The 15,253-nt window shown below is 63.7% G+C and carries 12 protein-coding genes; 3 read left to right on the forward strand and 9 right to left on the reverse strand.

The window, feature by feature from the left end; translation table 11 throughout:
- Positions 1 to 89: 89 nt before the first annotated feature.
- A complete protein-coding gene (locus tag FXY94_RS05810; RefSeq protein WP_016664092.1) occupies positions 90 to 1,403 on the forward strand; it encodes a PhoH family protein in 1,314 nt (437 codons plus the stop codon).
- Between the two features lie 9 nt (positions 1,404 to 1,412).
- On the opposite strand, the gene FXY94_RS05815 is transcribed toward FXY94_RS05810, so the two are convergent.
- The gene (locus FXY94_RS05815; protein ID WP_016664093.1) at positions 1,413 to 2,822 is read right to left on the reverse strand and encodes a class II fumarate hydratase; all 1,410 of its coding nucleotides are present in this window, start codon (positions 2,820 to 2,822) and stop codon (positions 1,413 to 1,415) included.
- 1 nt (position 2,823) lies between these two features.
- A complete protein-coding gene (locus tag FXY94_RS05820) occupies positions 2,824 to 3,765 on the reverse strand; it encodes a carbohydrate kinase family protein (protein WP_016664094.1) in 942 nt (313 codons plus the stop codon).
- An 84-nt stretch (positions 3,766 to 3,849) separates the two neighbouring features.
- Between FXY94_RS05820 and FXY94_RS05825 the strand changes: the two genes are divergently transcribed.
- Together FXY94_RS05825 and FXY94_RS05830 are read left to right on the forward strand one after the other, a co-directional pair.
- On the forward strand, positions 3,850 to 4,461 hold the full coding sequence (locus FXY94_RS05825; protein WP_040386493.1) for a DUF4245 family protein: 612 nt from the start codon (positions 3,850 to 3,852) through the stop codon (positions 4,459 to 4,461).
- A 6-nt stretch (positions 4,462 to 4,467) separates the two neighbouring features.
- A complete protein-coding gene (locus FXY94_RS05830; RefSeq protein WP_016664096.1) occupies positions 4,468 to 5,064 on the forward strand; it encodes a hypothetical protein in 597 nt (198 codons plus the stop codon).
- A gap of 74 nt (positions 5,065 to 5,138) precedes the next feature.
- Here FXY94_RS05830 and pcp read toward each other — a convergent pair whose 3' ends face one another.
- The 7 genes from pcp to FXY94_RS05865 form a co-directional block, all read right to left on the reverse strand.
- Positions 5,139 to 5,783, reverse strand: coding sequence for a pyroglutamyl-peptidase I (gene pcp, locus FXY94_RS05835; RefSeq protein ID WP_016664097.1), 645 nt, complete (start codon positions 5,781 to 5,783; stop codon positions 5,139 to 5,141).
- Positions 5,784 to 5,796: 13 nt separating this feature from the next.
- The gene (locus FXY94_RS05840) at positions 5,797 to 6,726 is read right to left on the reverse strand and encodes a DUF979 domain-containing protein (protein WP_016664098.1); all 930 of its coding nucleotides are present in this window, start codon (positions 6,724 to 6,726) and stop codon (positions 5,797 to 5,799) included.
- A complete protein-coding gene (locus FXY94_RS05845) occupies positions 6,723 to 7,436 on the reverse strand; it encodes a DUF969 domain-containing protein (RefSeq protein WP_016664099.1) in 714 nt (237 codons plus the stop codon). Before FXY94_RS05845 ends, FXY94_RS05840 begins: the two co-directional genes overlap by 4 nt.
- A 105-nt stretch (positions 7,437 to 7,541) precedes the next feature.
- Positions 7,542 to 7,811, reverse strand: a complete 270-nt coding sequence (locus FXY94_RS05850; RefSeq protein WP_016664100.1) for an exodeoxyribonuclease VII small subunit — start codon at positions 7,809 to 7,811, stop codon at positions 7,542 to 7,544.
- 21 nt (positions 7,812 to 7,832) lie between these two features.
- The gene (xseA, locus tag FXY94_RS05855) at positions 7,833 to 9,116 is read right to left on the reverse strand and encodes an exodeoxyribonuclease VII large subunit (protein WP_156979625.1); all 1,284 of its coding nucleotides are present in this window, start codon (positions 9,114 to 9,116) and stop codon (positions 7,833 to 7,835) included.
- Positions 9,117 to 9,261: 145 nt separating this feature from the next.
- Positions 9,262 to 13,866 carry a lamin tail domain-containing protein gene (locus tag FXY94_RS05860; protein ID WP_016664102.1) on the reverse strand — a complete coding sequence of 1,535 codons (4,605 nt, stop codon included), beginning with the start codon at positions 13,864 to 13,866 and terminating at the stop codon, positions 9,262 to 9,264.
- A gap of 125 nt (positions 13,867 to 13,991) precedes the next feature.
- Positions 13,992 to 15,191: a DNA recombination protein RmuC gene (locus FXY94_RS05865; RefSeq protein WP_016664103.1), complete on the reverse strand. Its 1,200-nt coding sequence runs from the start codon at positions 15,189 to 15,191 to the stop codon at positions 13,992 to 13,994.
- Positions 15,192 to 15,253 lie beyond the last annotated feature (62 nt).

Raw genomic sequence — 15,253 nt, forward strand, 5'->3', positions numbered from 1 at the left:
GTCAGCCGATCGAAGAAGCCGAAAACGGTGCAAGGATCGAAGCGGTAGCCGGTCGTGGACGACCGGAAGGACTTCGAAAGCGAGAGACCATGAATGCGCCGCTTACCTATGTTCTCGATACGTCCGTTGTGCTGGCGGACCCACACTCGATCTTTCGATTCGCGGAGCACCACGTTGTGCTCCCCATCGTCGTGATCACCGAACTCGAAGGGAAGCGGCACCACTCCGAACTCGGCTATTTCGCCCGCCAATCTCTGCGCATCCTCGACGACCTGCGCGAAAAGCACGGTACGCTCGCCGAACCGTTGCCGATCGGGGACCAGGGCGGCACGGTACGCGTCGAACTCAACCACCAAAGCCCCGAAAACCTGCCCGACGGCTTCCGCCTCGGCGATAACGACACGAGGATCCTCTCCGTCGCGAAAAACCTGCAGGTGGAAGGTGCCGAGGTCACTCTCGTCTCGAAAGACCTTCCCATGCGGATCAAGGCGAGTGCATCGGGGCTCAAGGCTGAGGAATACCGCGCAGAACTCGCACGCGACCGCGCCTACACGGGTATCACCTCCGCCGATATCACCGAAGAACAGATGGCGGCGCTGTGGAGTGATGAGGGCGGTGCCCGCCACACGGGCATCGAGATCCCCGAGCTCGCCGATCTCGGCATCCACACTGGTCTCAAGCTCACGTCCCCGCGCGGCTCGGCCCTCGGGCGCGTCCTGCCAAACGGCAACGTGCGTCTCGTTCCGGGAGACGGAAACGTTTTCGGTGTGACCGGAAGAAGCGCCGAGCAGCGCATCGCGATCGACCTGTTGCTCGACGACGAACTGTCCATCGTGAGCCTCGGTGGCCGCGCCGGCACCGGCAAGTCCGCCCTCGCCCTATGCGCGGGCCTCGAAGCGGTTCTCGAAAAACGCCACCAGCGCAAGATCATGGTGTTCAGGCCCCTGTACGCGGTAGGCGGTCAGGAACTCGGCTACCTTCCCGGGGATCACGACGACAAGATGGGGCCCTGGGCGCAAGCGGTGTTCGACACGCTCGGGTCGATGGTCTCGGGCGCCGTGGTCGACGAAGTCCTCGGCCGTGGACTGCTCGAAGTGCTGCCGCTTACCCACATCCGCGGCCGCTCCCTCCACGATGCCTTCGTCATCGTTGATGAAGCGCAGTCGCTCGAGCGCAACGTCCTGCTCACGATGCTCTCGCGCATCGGCCAGAACTCCCGGGTCGTGCTCACGCACGACGTTGCGCAGCGTGACAACCTGCGCGTCGGGCGGTACGACGGAGTCACCTCAGTGATCGAAGCCCTCAAAGGCAACGAGCTCTTCGCACACGTGACGCTCCAACGCTCCGAACGCTCCAAGGTCGCCGAACTCGTCACGCGAGTCCTCGACGCGCCAATCGCCTAAACGGCGCCCCTACTCGCCCCGAGGGGCAGGGGGAGCGGTCATCGTGAACACGTCGAGCGCGGTATCAAGCTGCTCCTTGGTGAGCTCACCGCGCTCGACGTAACCGAGTGCGATAGCCGCTTCGCGGACCGAAACGCGGTTCGCAACCGAATACTTCGCGATCGCGGCCGCACTCTCGTAGCCGATCAGCCTATTGAGAGGCGTCACGACCGAGGGAGAGGCCTCCGCAAAGAACCGTGTCCGCTCCTCATTCGCACGGATTCCTTCAATCGTCTTCGTCGCAAGGACGCGCGAGGAGTTTGAGAGAAGTGTGATCGACTCGAGAAGTGCCGTTCCCATGAGAGGGATCTGAACGTTCAGTTCGAACGCCCCCTGTGCGCCGCCCCACGCGATCGCCGCATCATTGCCGACAACGCGTGCACACACCATGAGCACCGCCTCGGGAATAACCGGATTGACCTTCCCGGGCATGATCGAACTGCCCGGCTGGAGATCGGGTAGCGCGATTTCGCCAAGTCCCGTGTTGGGGCCCGATCCCATCCATCGAAGGTCATTGCAGATCTTCGTGAGAGAAACCGCGAGTGTGCGAATCGCCCCGCTCATTTCGACGAGGGAGTCGCGTGCCGACTGCGCTTCGAAGTGATTGCGCGCCTCCGTGAGCGGGAGGCCAGTGCGCTCGCGGAGGAGTTCAATGACTCGCGAGGCGAAACCCGCGGGGGTATTAATGCCGGTGCCCACGGCGGTCCCGCCGAGGGGCAGCTCGGCGGTGCGGCCGATTGCGGCCTCGACACGTTCGATCCCGTAGCGTACCTGCGCGGCAAAACCACCGAATTCCTGGCCGAGGGTGACGGGGGTAGCGTCCATTAGGTGCGTGCGGCCGCTCTTGACGACCCCCGCAAATTCGCGTTCTTTGCGCTCGAGCGCGCCCGCGAGCGACTCGAGGGCCGGTATGAGGAGAGTCGTGACATCGCGCGTCACGGCGAGATGCACGGCTGTGGGGAAGGTGTCGTTGCTCGATTGCGAAGCATTGACGTGGTCGTTCGGGTGCACCGGGCGTTCGTTCGTGCTCGCGAGATGCGCGAGCACCTCGTTCATATTCATGTTCGAGCTCGTGCCCGAACCCGTTTGGTACACGTCGATCGGGAACTGTGCATCGAACTCGCCTTCGCTGACGCGCTCGGCGGCCCGGGCGATGGCCTCGGCGCGCTCCTCGTCGAGAACGCCGAGTTCGGCGTTCGCTAGGGCAGCGGCGCGCTTGACCTCCGCGAGCGCGTGAATGTTCGACGGTGCGAGAGGGCGATGGGAGATGGGGAAGTTTTCCACTGCGCGCTGGGTTTGCGCACCGTAGAGCGCCGAAACGGGAACTCGCACCTCACCCATGGTGTCGTGTTCGATGCGGAAATCTTCGGTGCCAGTCATGTCAGTCCTCCGTGGATGTGAGCGTGCAGCGATCAGCGATTTCGCGCGTCCACGGCGGATTCGCGCCCGCGCGAGATACTGTCACGGATGCGAGGAGCGCGGCGTGCGCGAGGATGTCCTCGATGGCCGTCCCCTCGAGCGCGCTGATCTTCTCGCGGCCCGAAGCCCCGAGGAGCCCCTTGCGTGAGAGTGCATCGAGGAGGCCGGCCGAGAATGTGTCTCCCGCTCCAACCGTGTCGGTGACGTCGACGCGGACGCCCGGAATATCGAATCGCCCCTGCGCGGTGAACGCCGTCGCGCCCTTCTCACCGCGCGTAATGACCGCGAGCTTCACGCCTCTGCGAAGCCATGATTGCGCAGCCTGGTCGATGTCGGTCGTTTCATACAGCCACTCGAGGTCTTCGTCTGAGGCCTTCACGATGTCGGCGAGCGCGATGTTCTCCTCGATTGGTTCGCGCGCAATCGCGGGATCTCCCATGAGGGTGGGGCGCGCGTTCGGATCGTAGGAGATAAGGGCGCTCTCGCGGAGCGAAGCCACGACCGTGCGGAGGGTATCGGCGCCTGGCTCGAGTGTCGCGGCGATCGAGCTGGTGTGCACCGCATCGACCTTTGCGGGCAGTCCTCGTGGATCGGGGTCCCACGTGATGTCGAAGTCGTATGAAGCCGCGCCGCCTTCGCCGATCGTCGCGGCCGCAGTCGAGGTGTGAGCCCCAGGCCTTACCGAACCGGGGGTGAGCGAGACGTTCGAGGATTCAACATGCTGCACAATGGCGCGCCCGCGCTCGTCATCGCCGATGTGGGTGAGCAGGTGCGAGGTGTGGCCGAGGCGGCCGAGGGCAACGGCCACGTTCATGGGGGACCCACCCGGGAGCTCGGCCCTGGGAGCGTCTTTGCGGATTACGATGTCTGTCAGCGCTTCGCCGATCGTTAGATAGGTACTCACGCCAGTATTGTTTCAGATCACAGCGGGGGCCGCATGGTCCTCAGTCACGGCGCGCGACGCTTCGGAATTTGGAACAATGGCGGTATGGCCGAATCTCACGAGAGACCGCAGCGGAAAAAGCGCGAGCTGCCCACGAAGAAAAACACCTCGGTACGGAACCTTGTGTGGGCGATCGGACTGAACCTCATTGTGGTAGCTATTGCCGCGGTTGTCATCGTCGGGCTCGGACGGAACGATCGTGATACGGCCTCCTCCGCGCGTTCACATGTCAATGTGGGCGAAAGCGCGGCGCGTGCGAGTGAGTCACTCGGATTTCGCGCGGCCGACGTCGAGCCGGAAGGGTTTACGGTGCGTGAGGCGAAAATGTCGACGACCGAACCGGCCAACTGGGAGGTGCGCTACACCTCGCCTTCCGGTGAGCTGGAAACTCTCCTTCAGGCGCAAACAGATTTTTCCACGCTCGCCCCTCGAATCCGCGGAAAAGTGACGCAGACCGATTACTTCGAGATCAGAGGCACGGAGTGTGCGAATCTCGAAATTCAATCCCCCTCGAGCGACACAAACGCGGACGCTGCTAAGCCGGTGTCGGGAATCGTATGCTCCGCTCGAGAGACGACGCTCATCGTTTACGGGGCAGGAGAGAAAGATGAGCACGCCGCGCTTATGAAGGCCGCCCTCGACCGTGTCAACAAGTGAGGAACCATGAACGACAACTCCCACCGTCCGTCGCGCGGTAGTGCCGACGCCACCGAAAAGCTCGATGCGCCGCTTGGTGCAGACCCCACCGAGGTCCTCGCGCCTGTCGCGAGTCCCGACCCAACTGCGTCAACGCCCACCGCGAGGCCCGCGCGCACGTCTGCGCCCGACCGCACCGCGGCTTCGACGCCGGTAGAGGCCCCCGGAAGACAGAGCCGGCAACACCCGCGCTCAGCAACCGCCCCCGTCGTCATCGTGCTTGGCCTCGTCGCCTCCGCGCTCCTCGCAATTTTTGCCTGGGGAGGCATTTTCTCGACCGCCCAGCTCGCGTGCGTGATCGCAGGTGCAGCGCTGTTTGCGCTAACGGGCATCGTCGCGGTGCGCACGTGCACAACAACGGGCGCCCTCGTCACTGCGTGGATCCTCGCCTTTGTTCTCCTGTTCGCCCCGCTTCTCGTGTGGATCGTTGTGCAGGGGGGAGCGGCCGTCACGAGCACGCTCATCTTCGGGGCGATCGGCATGTGGGTTTCAGGCGTTGCCGTCGTCGCTCTCGTGGTGGCCGTTCTCGGCACGTACCTTCACGCACGCGCGGCAGCGCGGTAAGAGATCCGCGCTGCCGCGATACGCACTCGTATCCGTGGCGCCATAGCGCCCCGAGTGCGGTGTGTGCGTGGGGTTCAGTGTGTCGTGCCCTCGACCGTGGCCACATCGCTCGCGTTCTCAGCGATCGCGCGGATCGCTGCGGTGAGCCCCTTCGTGATCGTCTCCGTGGAAAGCGAGGGCTGACCAGGCTTGCCCACGGTCTGCTCGGGGATGAACGGCACGTGCACGAAGCCACCGCGGGTGTCTTTCGGGCCCTTGGTTGCGAGGTGGTGCAGAACGCCGTACATGATGTGGTTGCACACGAAGGTCCCCGCCGAGTTCGAGACCGAGGCGGGAACGCCCGCGTCGCGAATCGCCGCGGCCATCGCCTTGATCGGCAGGGTCGCGAAGTACGCCGACGGTGCCCCGTCAACCACGGGCTCATCAATGGGCTGATTGCCGTCGTTATCGGGGATGCGCGCATCGTCGATGTTGATCGCGACGCGCTCTGGGGTGATGTCGAAGCGCCCGCCAGCCTGGCCGACACAGAGCACGGCACTCGGCTGGTGCTTCTCGATCGCTGCCGTCGCCGCCTCGATAGCTTTGCCGAACACTGTGGGCACTTCGACCGTGATGACCTCTTCTCCCGCGATTTCGGCGGGAAGTGCCTTCACGGCCTCGAGCGCGGGGTTGATCTTCTCCCCGCCAAACGGATCAAATGCGGTCACAAGGATTGACATGGTGTTCCTCCAATTAGAACGCGAGGGTGTACATGAGCACGATGTGCACAAGCAAAAGCAGCGTGGCAGTCACGGCTTGAGACTTGATGACCCCGTACTTGTCTTTCATCTCGAGCAAGACCGCGGGAACCACGTTGAAGTTGGCGGCCATAGGGGTCAGGAGTGTGCCGCAGTAGCCCGCGGTCAGGCCGAGCGCTGCCACGATGATCGGGTTTCCACCCTGCGCGACGACGAACGGGATACCGATGCCGACGGTAATCACGGAGAACGCTGCGAAGCCGTTGCCCATGATCACGGTGAAAAGGGCCATGCCCACGCAGTAGGCGATGACTCCCACGAGGGGGTTGTGTGCCGGAATGACTTTCGCGACGGTGTCGGCAATGACCGTGCCCACGCCCGCGGCGGTAAACACCGCACCGAGGGCCGCGAGCAGCTGGGGAAGAATTCCCACCGGTCCGACGTCCATTGTGAGGCGTGCGCCGTCGACCGCCACGAATTTTGCGGGCGCCTTCGTGACGACGAGGCCCACGACGGTGGCGAGCACGGCGCCGGTCCCCACCGCGAGGTAGGTCGGCATCTCGAGTTTCTGGTACACGGTTGCCGCGACGAGCGCGAAAACAGCGAGCGACAGTGCAGGAATAAAGACTTTGTAGCCGAGCTTCGAAGCGCGTTCCTCAACGTGCGCGGGGTCGGGGCGATCGACCGCGGCGGGCTTTACGCCCCACACGGCGGTGATCGTGGCGAGCGCGATGACGCAGATGCCGATGAGGCACGCCGGTACCCAAGGGCCGGTGATAAACGCGAACGCGAGAATGAACCAGAAGGTCGCCGCCGGGATGCGGTTCTTGAGTGCGGCATCTTTCCCGCACAGGCCGCCCGTAATCGCGAAGATCACGCCGACGAGGATGAAGAAAAATTCGCCGATCACGATATCGGGAGTCATGCCTTCACGCTCCCTTCGGTACCGGCCGACGCAGCGCCGGAGGTCGATTCGGCGCGAAGACGGCGGTCGAGAAGGAAGTTGCGCACGACGCCAAAGATCATGGTTGCAATCGCGACAGGGATCGACCACAGTGCCACCGCAAGCGGGGTGACCTGGGTGTAGTCCTGCTCCGCCATTGTCGACACGATGAGCAGTACGCCCGGTGCGCCGAGGAACAGGTTCTGTGCGAAGAAGTTGCCGAAGTTATCGGCGGCGGCGGAGGCGCCCTTAATCGAGTCGCGCTGCTTCTCGGTAATCGAGCCGAACTTGGCCTCGGCGGCGCCCTCAGCCATCGGTGAAATGAGCGGGCGCACGAACTGCGGGTGGCCGCCAAGTTGGACCGAGAACGCGATGGCGACCGCGCGAATCAGCTGGTAGAGCGACAGGACAGTGCCGGTCGTCGCATTCTTGACGGATCCGATGAGGTCCACGGCTTTTTGCTTGAGGCCGTAGCGCTCACAGATGCCCACGACGGGCAGGGTCAGGATAAACAACGTAGCAACGCGCTGATCGGTGAACGACTGGCCGAGAAGGGTCAGCAGTTCCAGTGGGCTCAGCCCAGCCACGAGGCCCGTAACCAGACCGGCTACGACCACGACGGCAAGCGTGTCTCGTTTGAGCACGAAGCCCACCACGATAATCACGATGCCGATGAGCTTCAGGTACTCCATGAGTAGCCTTTCTCATAACGGTAAGTAAGTGTGCGCAGTCACTCTAGTCGTTACAAAACGGTGACGTCGAGCCGTGCACAGGCGTGAGACGCCTCGTTGCGAGCGTTAGTCCTGCGAAGAGCTTTCTTCGGGTACATCCTGCTGGCGCTCGAGCGCGCGGTCGAGCCGTACGCGTGCTCCGTCGAGCCACTGCTCGCATCGCCGTGCGAGAAGCTCGCTGCGCTCCCACAGCGCGATTGATTCCTCGAGCCCGCTCTGGTTGCGCTCGAGGGTCTGCACGATCGAGAACAGTTGGTCGCGCGCTTCCTCGTAGCCGAGCGCCTGAATGTCCTCGGGCAACTCTTGCGGTTCGCTAGTCGTGCCTTCGCTTTCCATGATCTCTTCCTTCACAGTTCGTTATTCCTCGCCGAGGGAGGTCGCTGATAGGCGACCGCCCGCGAGCCTGATTGATACGCGAGTTCCCTCGGGTGCTTCGCTCGGGTCGGTGAGCGCGGCTCCATTCGCGTTTTGTACGACCGCGTAGCCGCGCTCGAGTGTATGCAGTGGTGAGAGCGCCCGAGCTTGATCGGCGAGGGACCTCACGCGCTCACCGGCGCGGTCGAGGGCAATCGCAATGGTTGCGCGAGCCGAGGCAATCGCGCCGTCGATCACCTGCGCGTGGCTGTCGATCATCGTGTGCGGCTGTGCGAATGCGGGGCGGGCTCGGACAGTAGCAAGTGCCTCCCGCTCCCGCTCGAGACGCGAAGAGAGAGCCGCGTGCGAGCGACGGCGTGCATCGCCCAACTGTGCGCATTCGAGGGCCATATCGGGAACAACGCTCTTCGCGGCGTCGGTGGGGGTCGATGCGCGATAGTCGGCGACGAGATCGAGAAGCGGCGTATCGATCTCGTGCCCAATGGCCGACACGATAGGGGCACGAGCGGCCGCGGCGAGGCGAACGAGGGATTCATCCGAGAACGGGAGAAGATCCTCGAGTGAGCCACCGCCGCGGGAAATGATGATGACGTCTACGTCCTCGCGCGAGTCGAGTTCGCGCAGTGCCTCGCTGACTTCGCCGACGGCGCGCGTGCCCTGAACAGCGACTTCGCGCGTCTCGAACCTCACCGCCGGCCAGCGTTTCTCGGCATTGACGATGACGTCGCGCTCCGCCGCAGATTTACGCCCGCAAATGAGCCCGATCGTGCGGGGGAGGAACGGGAGAGGTTTTTTGCGGTCCGCGGCGAAGAGCCCCTCGTCGTGGAGCGCCCTCTTGAGACGCTCGAGGCGCTGGAGCAGATCGCCGATTCCTACCGCGCGGATATCGGCGGCTTCAAGTTGGAGCGTTCCACGCCGCCCCCAGAACGTCGGCTTGCACTGCACCACCACTTCGCTGCCCTGCTGCGGTTCGAGGGGCAGGCGCGCAAACGCGCTCGCACGCATCGATACCGAGAAACTCGCATCAATGTCGGTATCGCGAAGAGTCATGAATACCAGTGCGCCTTTGCCCCGGCTGACCTGCACCAGTTCGCCGCGCACCCACACGACACTCATGCGGTTCACGTAATCGCGCACCTTCTGGCTGAGCAGCCCCACGGGCCAAGGGCGCTCCGCGGTCGTTTCCGCGGCCGTCGCCGGCAGCGCTGGGGGCTCTCCTCCCTCGAGTGCGGTCATGTGGTGTAGGTCCACGCCTCTTTCCTGCATGTCTCTACTGTGCCAGACCAGCCTCGGCTTGCGTGGGCTCCGCCCGCCGCTGTGGATAACCAAAGCACAACAAAGGGCCGACGCCACCCTCTTTCGGGTAGCGCCGGCCTTCGGGAAGCGCCCGCTCACGCGGGGCTTATAACGATCAGCGCGAGACGCGGCGCGAGCGGAGAACCGCGGCGCCACCCGCGACGAGCACGAGACCCGCCGCGAGAATGCCCATCACCTCGGCACCCGTGCGAGGGAGCCCTGTCGAGTGCTCCTTAGCGCCAGTGGCGGAGGACCCGTGCGAGCCCTCGCCCGGATGCCCCTTGCCAGAACCGGCGTTGCCGGTGTTGCCGGTGTTGCCCGTGCTGCCGGTTTCAGTCTCGCCGGGCTTGCCGGGATTGCCTCCCTCACCGGGCACGACCGTGCCGTCCGGGTCGACTGTCGTGCCGCCATCCTGGCCGCACTCGGTCTTGGTCACAGAAGCGTTGCGCACCTCGCTGTAGTGCTTCGCGCCGTACGGGTCGGTCGTGAGCGTGTACCACGAGAACTCGCCCTCGGGCAGATCGCTCGCGGGGACGCTCACGGTGTCGCCGGAGGCAACGCCGTCTTTGTGGCCGAATTCCTTGGTCGTGAGCACGTCGATGCGAGCTTCGGCGGTCGTGAGGGTCTTCTTCTCGGGCGTGAGGCCAAGATCGGCGTAGCTCACCTCGAACTCCTGGTCGATCGGCTCGAAGCTCGGATCCTCCGAGTCATAGTCCTTGAGCGACGGCGAGTAGGTGCGCACGATCATGCGGCCCTTCTCGTTGTCGAAGTGCATGAGGCGGAGGTAGCCGAGGCCACCCTCGGCAAGGCCCTGGTAGTCGAACAGCATCTGAGTCACGGTGCGGTCCGGGGTGCCGTCGCCGTTGTCATCGAATTTATCCACGCGCGTGTGAGCGTCGTGGTAGTGGCCGCTCATGACCGCGCGCACGTTCGGGTTGGTCGCGATGACTTCGTCGTAGATCCGCTGCGGGATCGGGCCGAGGCCGCCGGTCGTGAGCATGTACTCGTGAAGCTCGATGAAGGCGATGCGTTCCGGGTATTTCTTGAGCACCTCGTTCATCCACTCGATCTCTTCATCGCCCGGGCCCCATCCCATGTACAGGACGATGTAGTCCTGGCCCCCGGCGCTGATGAGGTCGTAGTGGCCACGATTGTCCTTGTAGCTACCGCCGTACCACGGGTTGCCACTGTAACGGCTCTCTCCGAAGTATTCGCCGTACTTCGAATAGTCGTTGGCGTGGTGGCCAACGTCGTGGTTGCCTGCGAGAACGCCATAGGGGAGCTTCGCGTCGTCGAGCGTTTTGTAGGACTCATCGGCGCGGACCCAGCCCTCGGCATTGTCGATCTTGTCGACGATGTCGCCCGTGTGGAACACGTACTGAAGGTTCATCTTTTCGCGCACGCGCAGAAGGTAGTCGTGGATCGCGACCTGGTGGTGGTAGATGTTCGCGGCGTCGTTGTAGTACTGGGTGTCCGACTCAACGGCGAAGGTGTAGTCGTAGTCCGCGCGCTTGGTGTCCTCTGCATGCTCGCCGGGCTCCGCTCCTGTGCGATCGGAGAGGTCTGCACCGGCGTATCCAACACCCTGCTGAACGAGAGCCTTGATCTCGCCATCCACGTTGTGACCCTTGAGCGGGACGATCGCTTCGAGCTTCGCCTCGCCAGATTCGCTATCCGTAAGGAGCGACTGGACTTCTTCCCAGCTGTTCTTCTCGGTGTTCCACACGAGAAGACGCACGCGCTGTCCCTTGTTGGAAGCACCGGTCCAGCTCACGCGGATCTCCGAGTCTTCGCCTGCGCCCTCGGGCACGGCGGTCGAGAACTCGTGGAAGGGAAGTGCCGAACCCGCGGTTGTCGTCTCACCGGCCTTGAGCGCATCGCCCTGGCGGTCTGCTTGGTCGGCGTCGTGGACGCTTCCCGCAGTGCCCGCGAGCGTACCTTCGCTAAGCGAGGTCGAGTAGCCCTCACGGAAGGAGACCGAGAGGTCATCCTTGCTGGGGTCGGTCGCGGTCGCCGAAAGCGAATCGTCTACGCACACGTTCAGGCCCGCGCCATCCGCCGTATCAAGGGTGGCCGACGGTTGCTCGACGGGCGTCGTGAACGTGATCGTCTTCTTCGACTCGTTACCGAGCTTGTCCGTCGAGACGATCGTCAGCGTGTGCGTGCCTGCCGCGAGGGTAAGCGAGGAGAACGTCGTGCCGGATTCGACCTTCTCGCCGTCGAAGGTTGCGGACGTGCTCGCGACGCCGACGCCGGCGTCGGTTGCCTCGAAGTCCAGGGTGAACTCGCCGCGCTGCTCGGAGCCGTCGGCGATCGAGGAGGTGATCACCGGGGCGGTGTTGTCGACGATGACGGTCGTCTCCACTTCGGAGGTGTCGCTGATTGAGTCGGCAGCGAAAGTGGCGATTCTGGTCGTCGAACCCGAACCAACGAGCGTGCCCTTCACCTTGTGCTCGCCGTCAGCGACCTTGGTGGTGTCCCACTGGTAGGCGTTCGCGGTGAACGCATCGTCCGGTATCGAGAACGTCGCGTTGAGAATCTCGACCTTCCCCTTCGAATCGCCCATGTTAATGATCTGGGTGGGATCGCTGGCCGGGACCGTCTTACCCTCGGCGTCTGTGTAGTCGGCCGCGCGCAAGGTGCGCCCGTCGGGGAGGACGAGGCGTGCGTTGCGGGCGTTGAAGTCGTCGTTGTTTTCGTTCGGGTCGATGCCGGGCTTGGCCTTGGTGCCCGCCGCGACGTCAACCTGGAGTGACTCGCCCTTCGTGACGTACTTGAGCGGGACATCGGCAGTCACGGTTTCCCAGTTCTCGTAGAAACCCTTGTCGAAGATCGTGAGGACCTCGTCCTTGACGAGCACGCCGTTGCGGAAGAACGCATCGGTTTGCGTCGCGTCGATGGCGAAGACGGGCTCCTTCTCGAGCGAGGGAATATCCGCGTTGACTTCGGTCCCGTCGACGGCAAGCGTGCGAGTGTCGTTTTCGTGATCGCTCGAAACCGAGAGGCGGGTCGTGCCGCTCACGTACTGCTTTTCCGAGACGTTGAGGCGAACCGGACCTTGCTCGGCCCCTTCGACCTCAACGCGAGTCAGCGGAATGGTGGCGATGTTGGTGCCGTCGGAGGCCTCAACCGAATACTCGAAGTACTTCTTCCCCGTGAGGTCCGCCTGGGGGATCGTGAGGGTGAAGGTGCCATCCTCGTTCGCGAGGAGGTCCTTGGCCATCGGCTTATCGTCAGTGTTCGACTGGAGGGAGACGGTGAGGCGACGAACCTGGACGTTATCGGTCGCCTTGATCGTGATCTGGGCGTCCTTTGTCGGGTCGAGGGACTTTGCGGTCTGATCCACCAGAGCTGGCTTTTCGGTGTCCTCGTTGAGCTTCACGAGCTTCGAGGGAACCTTCGCGGGAGCCGCCTGACCCGGCGTTGCTTTCGAGATCTCCCCGATCTCGCTCACCTGGAAGTTTTCGGGATTGACCGCGTAGTGGATGCCCTGATCCGCCTGGGTGTCATCGCGGCCGTTTTCGTTGTAGAAGACGCGGCTTACGGTGTGGCCCGTGCGGGTCTGAATCTCCATACCGCGAAGCGAGCCGTTGGCCATACCGCCCGCCGAGGACTCAACAATGGTGAGGCTGTTCGGGTCAACACCGTAGTTCTTGGCGAAGTCTTCGACGGTCTTGGCATCGTTAGAGCCGTTCTTGATCCATACGATGACCGTGCCGCCGGGCTTGACGACCTTATCGGCAGGTTCCATGGGCCACACAGCCTGGTTGCCCATTTTCCGGCCCTCACCGGGGTATTGATAGGCGACCTGGTAGTCAGCGAGGCTGATCGGTTTGGTAGTGGGGTTGTAGATTTCAATGAATTCGTAGCCGTCGCCCTCGCCGGTGTTGGTGGAATCGGGAACGAGCTCGGTAATGAGGAGCTGGCCGACGGTCGTATCGGCCGCCGGGCCGGGGACGTCTTCGGTGGGGGCGGGCTCAGCCGGTTTCTCGGGCTGAGGCTCTGCAATGCGGTCCTCGAGCTGCTTCGGGTCGACCTTGCCTGCGGTGGGAGCAGCCGGGCCTTCGAGAACCTCGAGACTCTTCACGCTCGAATCGGCAGGGGTGCGGAACTGTGCGGACTTGTCCTCAGCGACCGAGCCTTTCGGGTAGAACGAGCGCGAGACTTCGGCGCCGTTCGAGTCGAGAACGCGAATGCCGCGGTTGCCGCCGTTCGCCATACCCGTTTGGCCGGTGATGCGCTCGACGCGCGCGTTCGGATCCATGCCCCACTGCGTGCGGAACTCTTCGACGGTATGCGCGGCCGAATCGACCTTGCCGTCATCGCTCGTGTAGCTCAGCCACAGGGTCACGGTCTCCCCGGCGGCCAGTTCGATCGGCTTCTCGGATGCGAGGGCGACGTCCTTCGCGGTGTTAGTGCTGTCCTCGTAGATGTAGGCGAGCGAGTAGCCGCCCTCACCGATCGTGAGGGGTTTGTCGGTCGTGTTAGTGACCTCGACGAATTCGTAGTGGTCGTCGCCTGCGTTGTTCGGTGCGATCTCGGTGACGACGAGCGGCCAGGTGCTCGCCGGAGCTGCCTGGGCGGCGTTCATCGTTGAAGGGGCGATGCCGGCGGGGACGATTGCGGGGCTCGCGACAAGAGTGAAGCCGAGTGCCGCTGCGGCGAGGGATTTGGAGTAAATGGCAGGAGTGCGGCGCGTGCCGCGCGACTGAGGAGTCATACCCTTCACTTTCGCTAAGTGCCTGTTGGGAGTTTCGGGGAAGCTCCTCAACGTTGCTCTTGGCGTTTAACGGATTGGTGAAGAAATGGGGGCTGTTGGCTGTACGCGCCGTGTACGAGTGGAGATTAGGCATTCAGGTTTGACGGATCGATATCGCGTGCGAGCTGCGTCACTGGTTCGACTCCTTCGAGGGCGCCACCGACGATGTGAAGCTCTTCCATCGAGCGCGCCGCGGGCACCACTCGCGCCTCGTACGAGCCCACCGCGTTGTTGAACGCCCGCACCGACGAATCGAGCGAACGGCCGAGTTTCGCAAGGTGCCCGCCAAGAGTGCCGAGCCTCTTATGCACCTCGCGACCTGCCTCGAGAACGCGGAGGGCGTCCTGGTTCAGTGCGTCCGTGCGCCACGTGTGGGCGACGGTTCGAAGAAGTGCCATGAGGGTGGCGGGAGAGGCGATCACAACATCGAGCGTGAAGGCACCATCGAGCAGCCCTGGATCCGCCTCGAGCGCGCCCGCGAGAAGACCGTCGCTCGGCACAAACAGCACCACGAATTCGGGGGAGTCGCCGAGCGAGGCCCAGTACGACTTCGAGCTGAGGTGCGTGACGTGCGATCGCAATGCTCGCGCGTGGTCCGCGAGGTATTTCGCCCGTTCGTTTTTCTCCGTGGCTTGGGCAGCACGCAGGTAAGCGTCCATGGGAGCCTTTGCGTCCACGACGATCGTGCGCCCGTGGCTCAAATGAACGACGAGATCGGGGCGCTGGTTCTTCTCTCCGCTCACGTTTTTCCCGCTGAGCTGTTCGGTGAAGTCCGTGTGCTCGAGCATGCCCGCAGCCTCGACGATGCGTCGCAGCTGCACCTCTCCCCACTGGCCTCGGCTCGTGGGGGCTTTGAGGGCGGTGACGAGGGCGTTCGCCCCCATGCCCAGATCGCGTGTGCGCTCCGAGAGATTCTTCAACTGCGAAGCCAGGTCACCATCGGCCTTTTGCCGGGCCGCCTCCGTGCGCGCAACCGAGCGCTCCAAACTCGTGAGGGTTTCCGAAATGGGGGAGAGCGTGCGGGCAAGCTGCTCCGAGCGTGCCGCATCGACTGCTTCGCGCCGAGCCGAATCGCGATCGAAGCGTTCCGAAGCGAGCTGCAGCAGTTGCGTGCTCGAGGCGTTAACCGCGCGTGCGGCAAGTGCTTCGATGTCGGTTCCGTTCGCCGAGGCCTTGGCTTCAGCAGCACGAACCCGCTCGCGCATGAGGATCCACATGACCGCTGCTCCGAGAGCAGCCCCGATGAGCAACGGAAGGAGAACGGTCACAAGAGTCGAAAAGTTCATACTTCTACCTCACCACGGGGGTGAGACATTTAAAGTGCGGCACGCCCTGAGGAGGGCAAGCG

The sequence above is a fragment of the Dermabacter jinjuensis genome, from assembly GCF_902381725.1.
GTDB classification, from domain to species: domain Bacteria; phylum Actinomycetota; class Actinomycetes; order Actinomycetales; family Dermabacteraceae; genus Dermabacter; species Dermabacter hominis.

What these genes read in the sequence shown, in the direction of transcription:
- FXY94_RS05810 (WP_016664092.1), top strand. Translation starts at nt 90, where the DNA reads ATGAATGCGCCGCTTACCTATGTTCTCGATACGTCCGTTGTGCTGGCG.
- FXY94_RS05815 (WP_016664093.1), bottom strand. Translation starts at nt 2,822, where the DNA reads ATGACTGGCACCGAAGATTTCCGCATCGAACACGACACCATGGGTGAG.
- FXY94_RS05825 (WP_040386493.1), top strand. Translation starts at nt 3,850, where the DNA reads ATGGCCGAATCTCACGAGAGACCGCAGCGGAAAAAGCGCGAGCTGCCC.
- FXY94_RS05830 (WP_016664096.1), top strand. Translation starts at nt 4,468, where the DNA reads ATGAACGACAACTCCCACCGTCCGTCGCGCGGTAGTGCCGACGCCACC.
- pcp (WP_016664097.1), bottom strand. Translation starts at nt 5,783, where the DNA reads ATGTCAATCCTTGTGACCGCATTTGATCCGTTTGGCGGGGAGAAGATC.
- FXY94_RS05840 (WP_016664098.1), bottom strand. Translation starts at nt 6,726, where the DNA reads ATGACTCCCGATATCGTGATCGGCGAATTTTTCTTCATCCTCGTCGGC.
- FXY94_RS05845 (WP_016664099.1), bottom strand. Translation starts at nt 7,436, where the DNA reads ATGGAGTACCTGAAGCTCATCGGCATCGTGATTATCGTGGTGGGCTTC.
- FXY94_RS05850 (WP_016664100.1), bottom strand. Translation starts at nt 7,811, where the DNA reads ATGGAAAGCGAAGGCACGACTAGCGAACCGCAAGAGTTGCCCGAGGAC.
- xseA (WP_156979625.1), bottom strand. Translation starts at nt 9,116, where the DNA reads ATGCAGGAAAGAGGCGTGGACCTACACCACATGACCGCACTCGAGGGA.
- FXY94_RS05860 (WP_016664102.1), bottom strand. Translation starts at nt 13,866, where the DNA reads ATGACTCCTCAGTCGCGCGGCACGCGCCGCACTCCTGCCATTTACTCC.
- FXY94_RS05865 (WP_016664103.1), bottom strand. Translation starts at nt 15,191, where the DNA reads ATGAACTTTTCGACTCTTGTGACCGTTCTCCTTCCGTTGCTCATCGGG.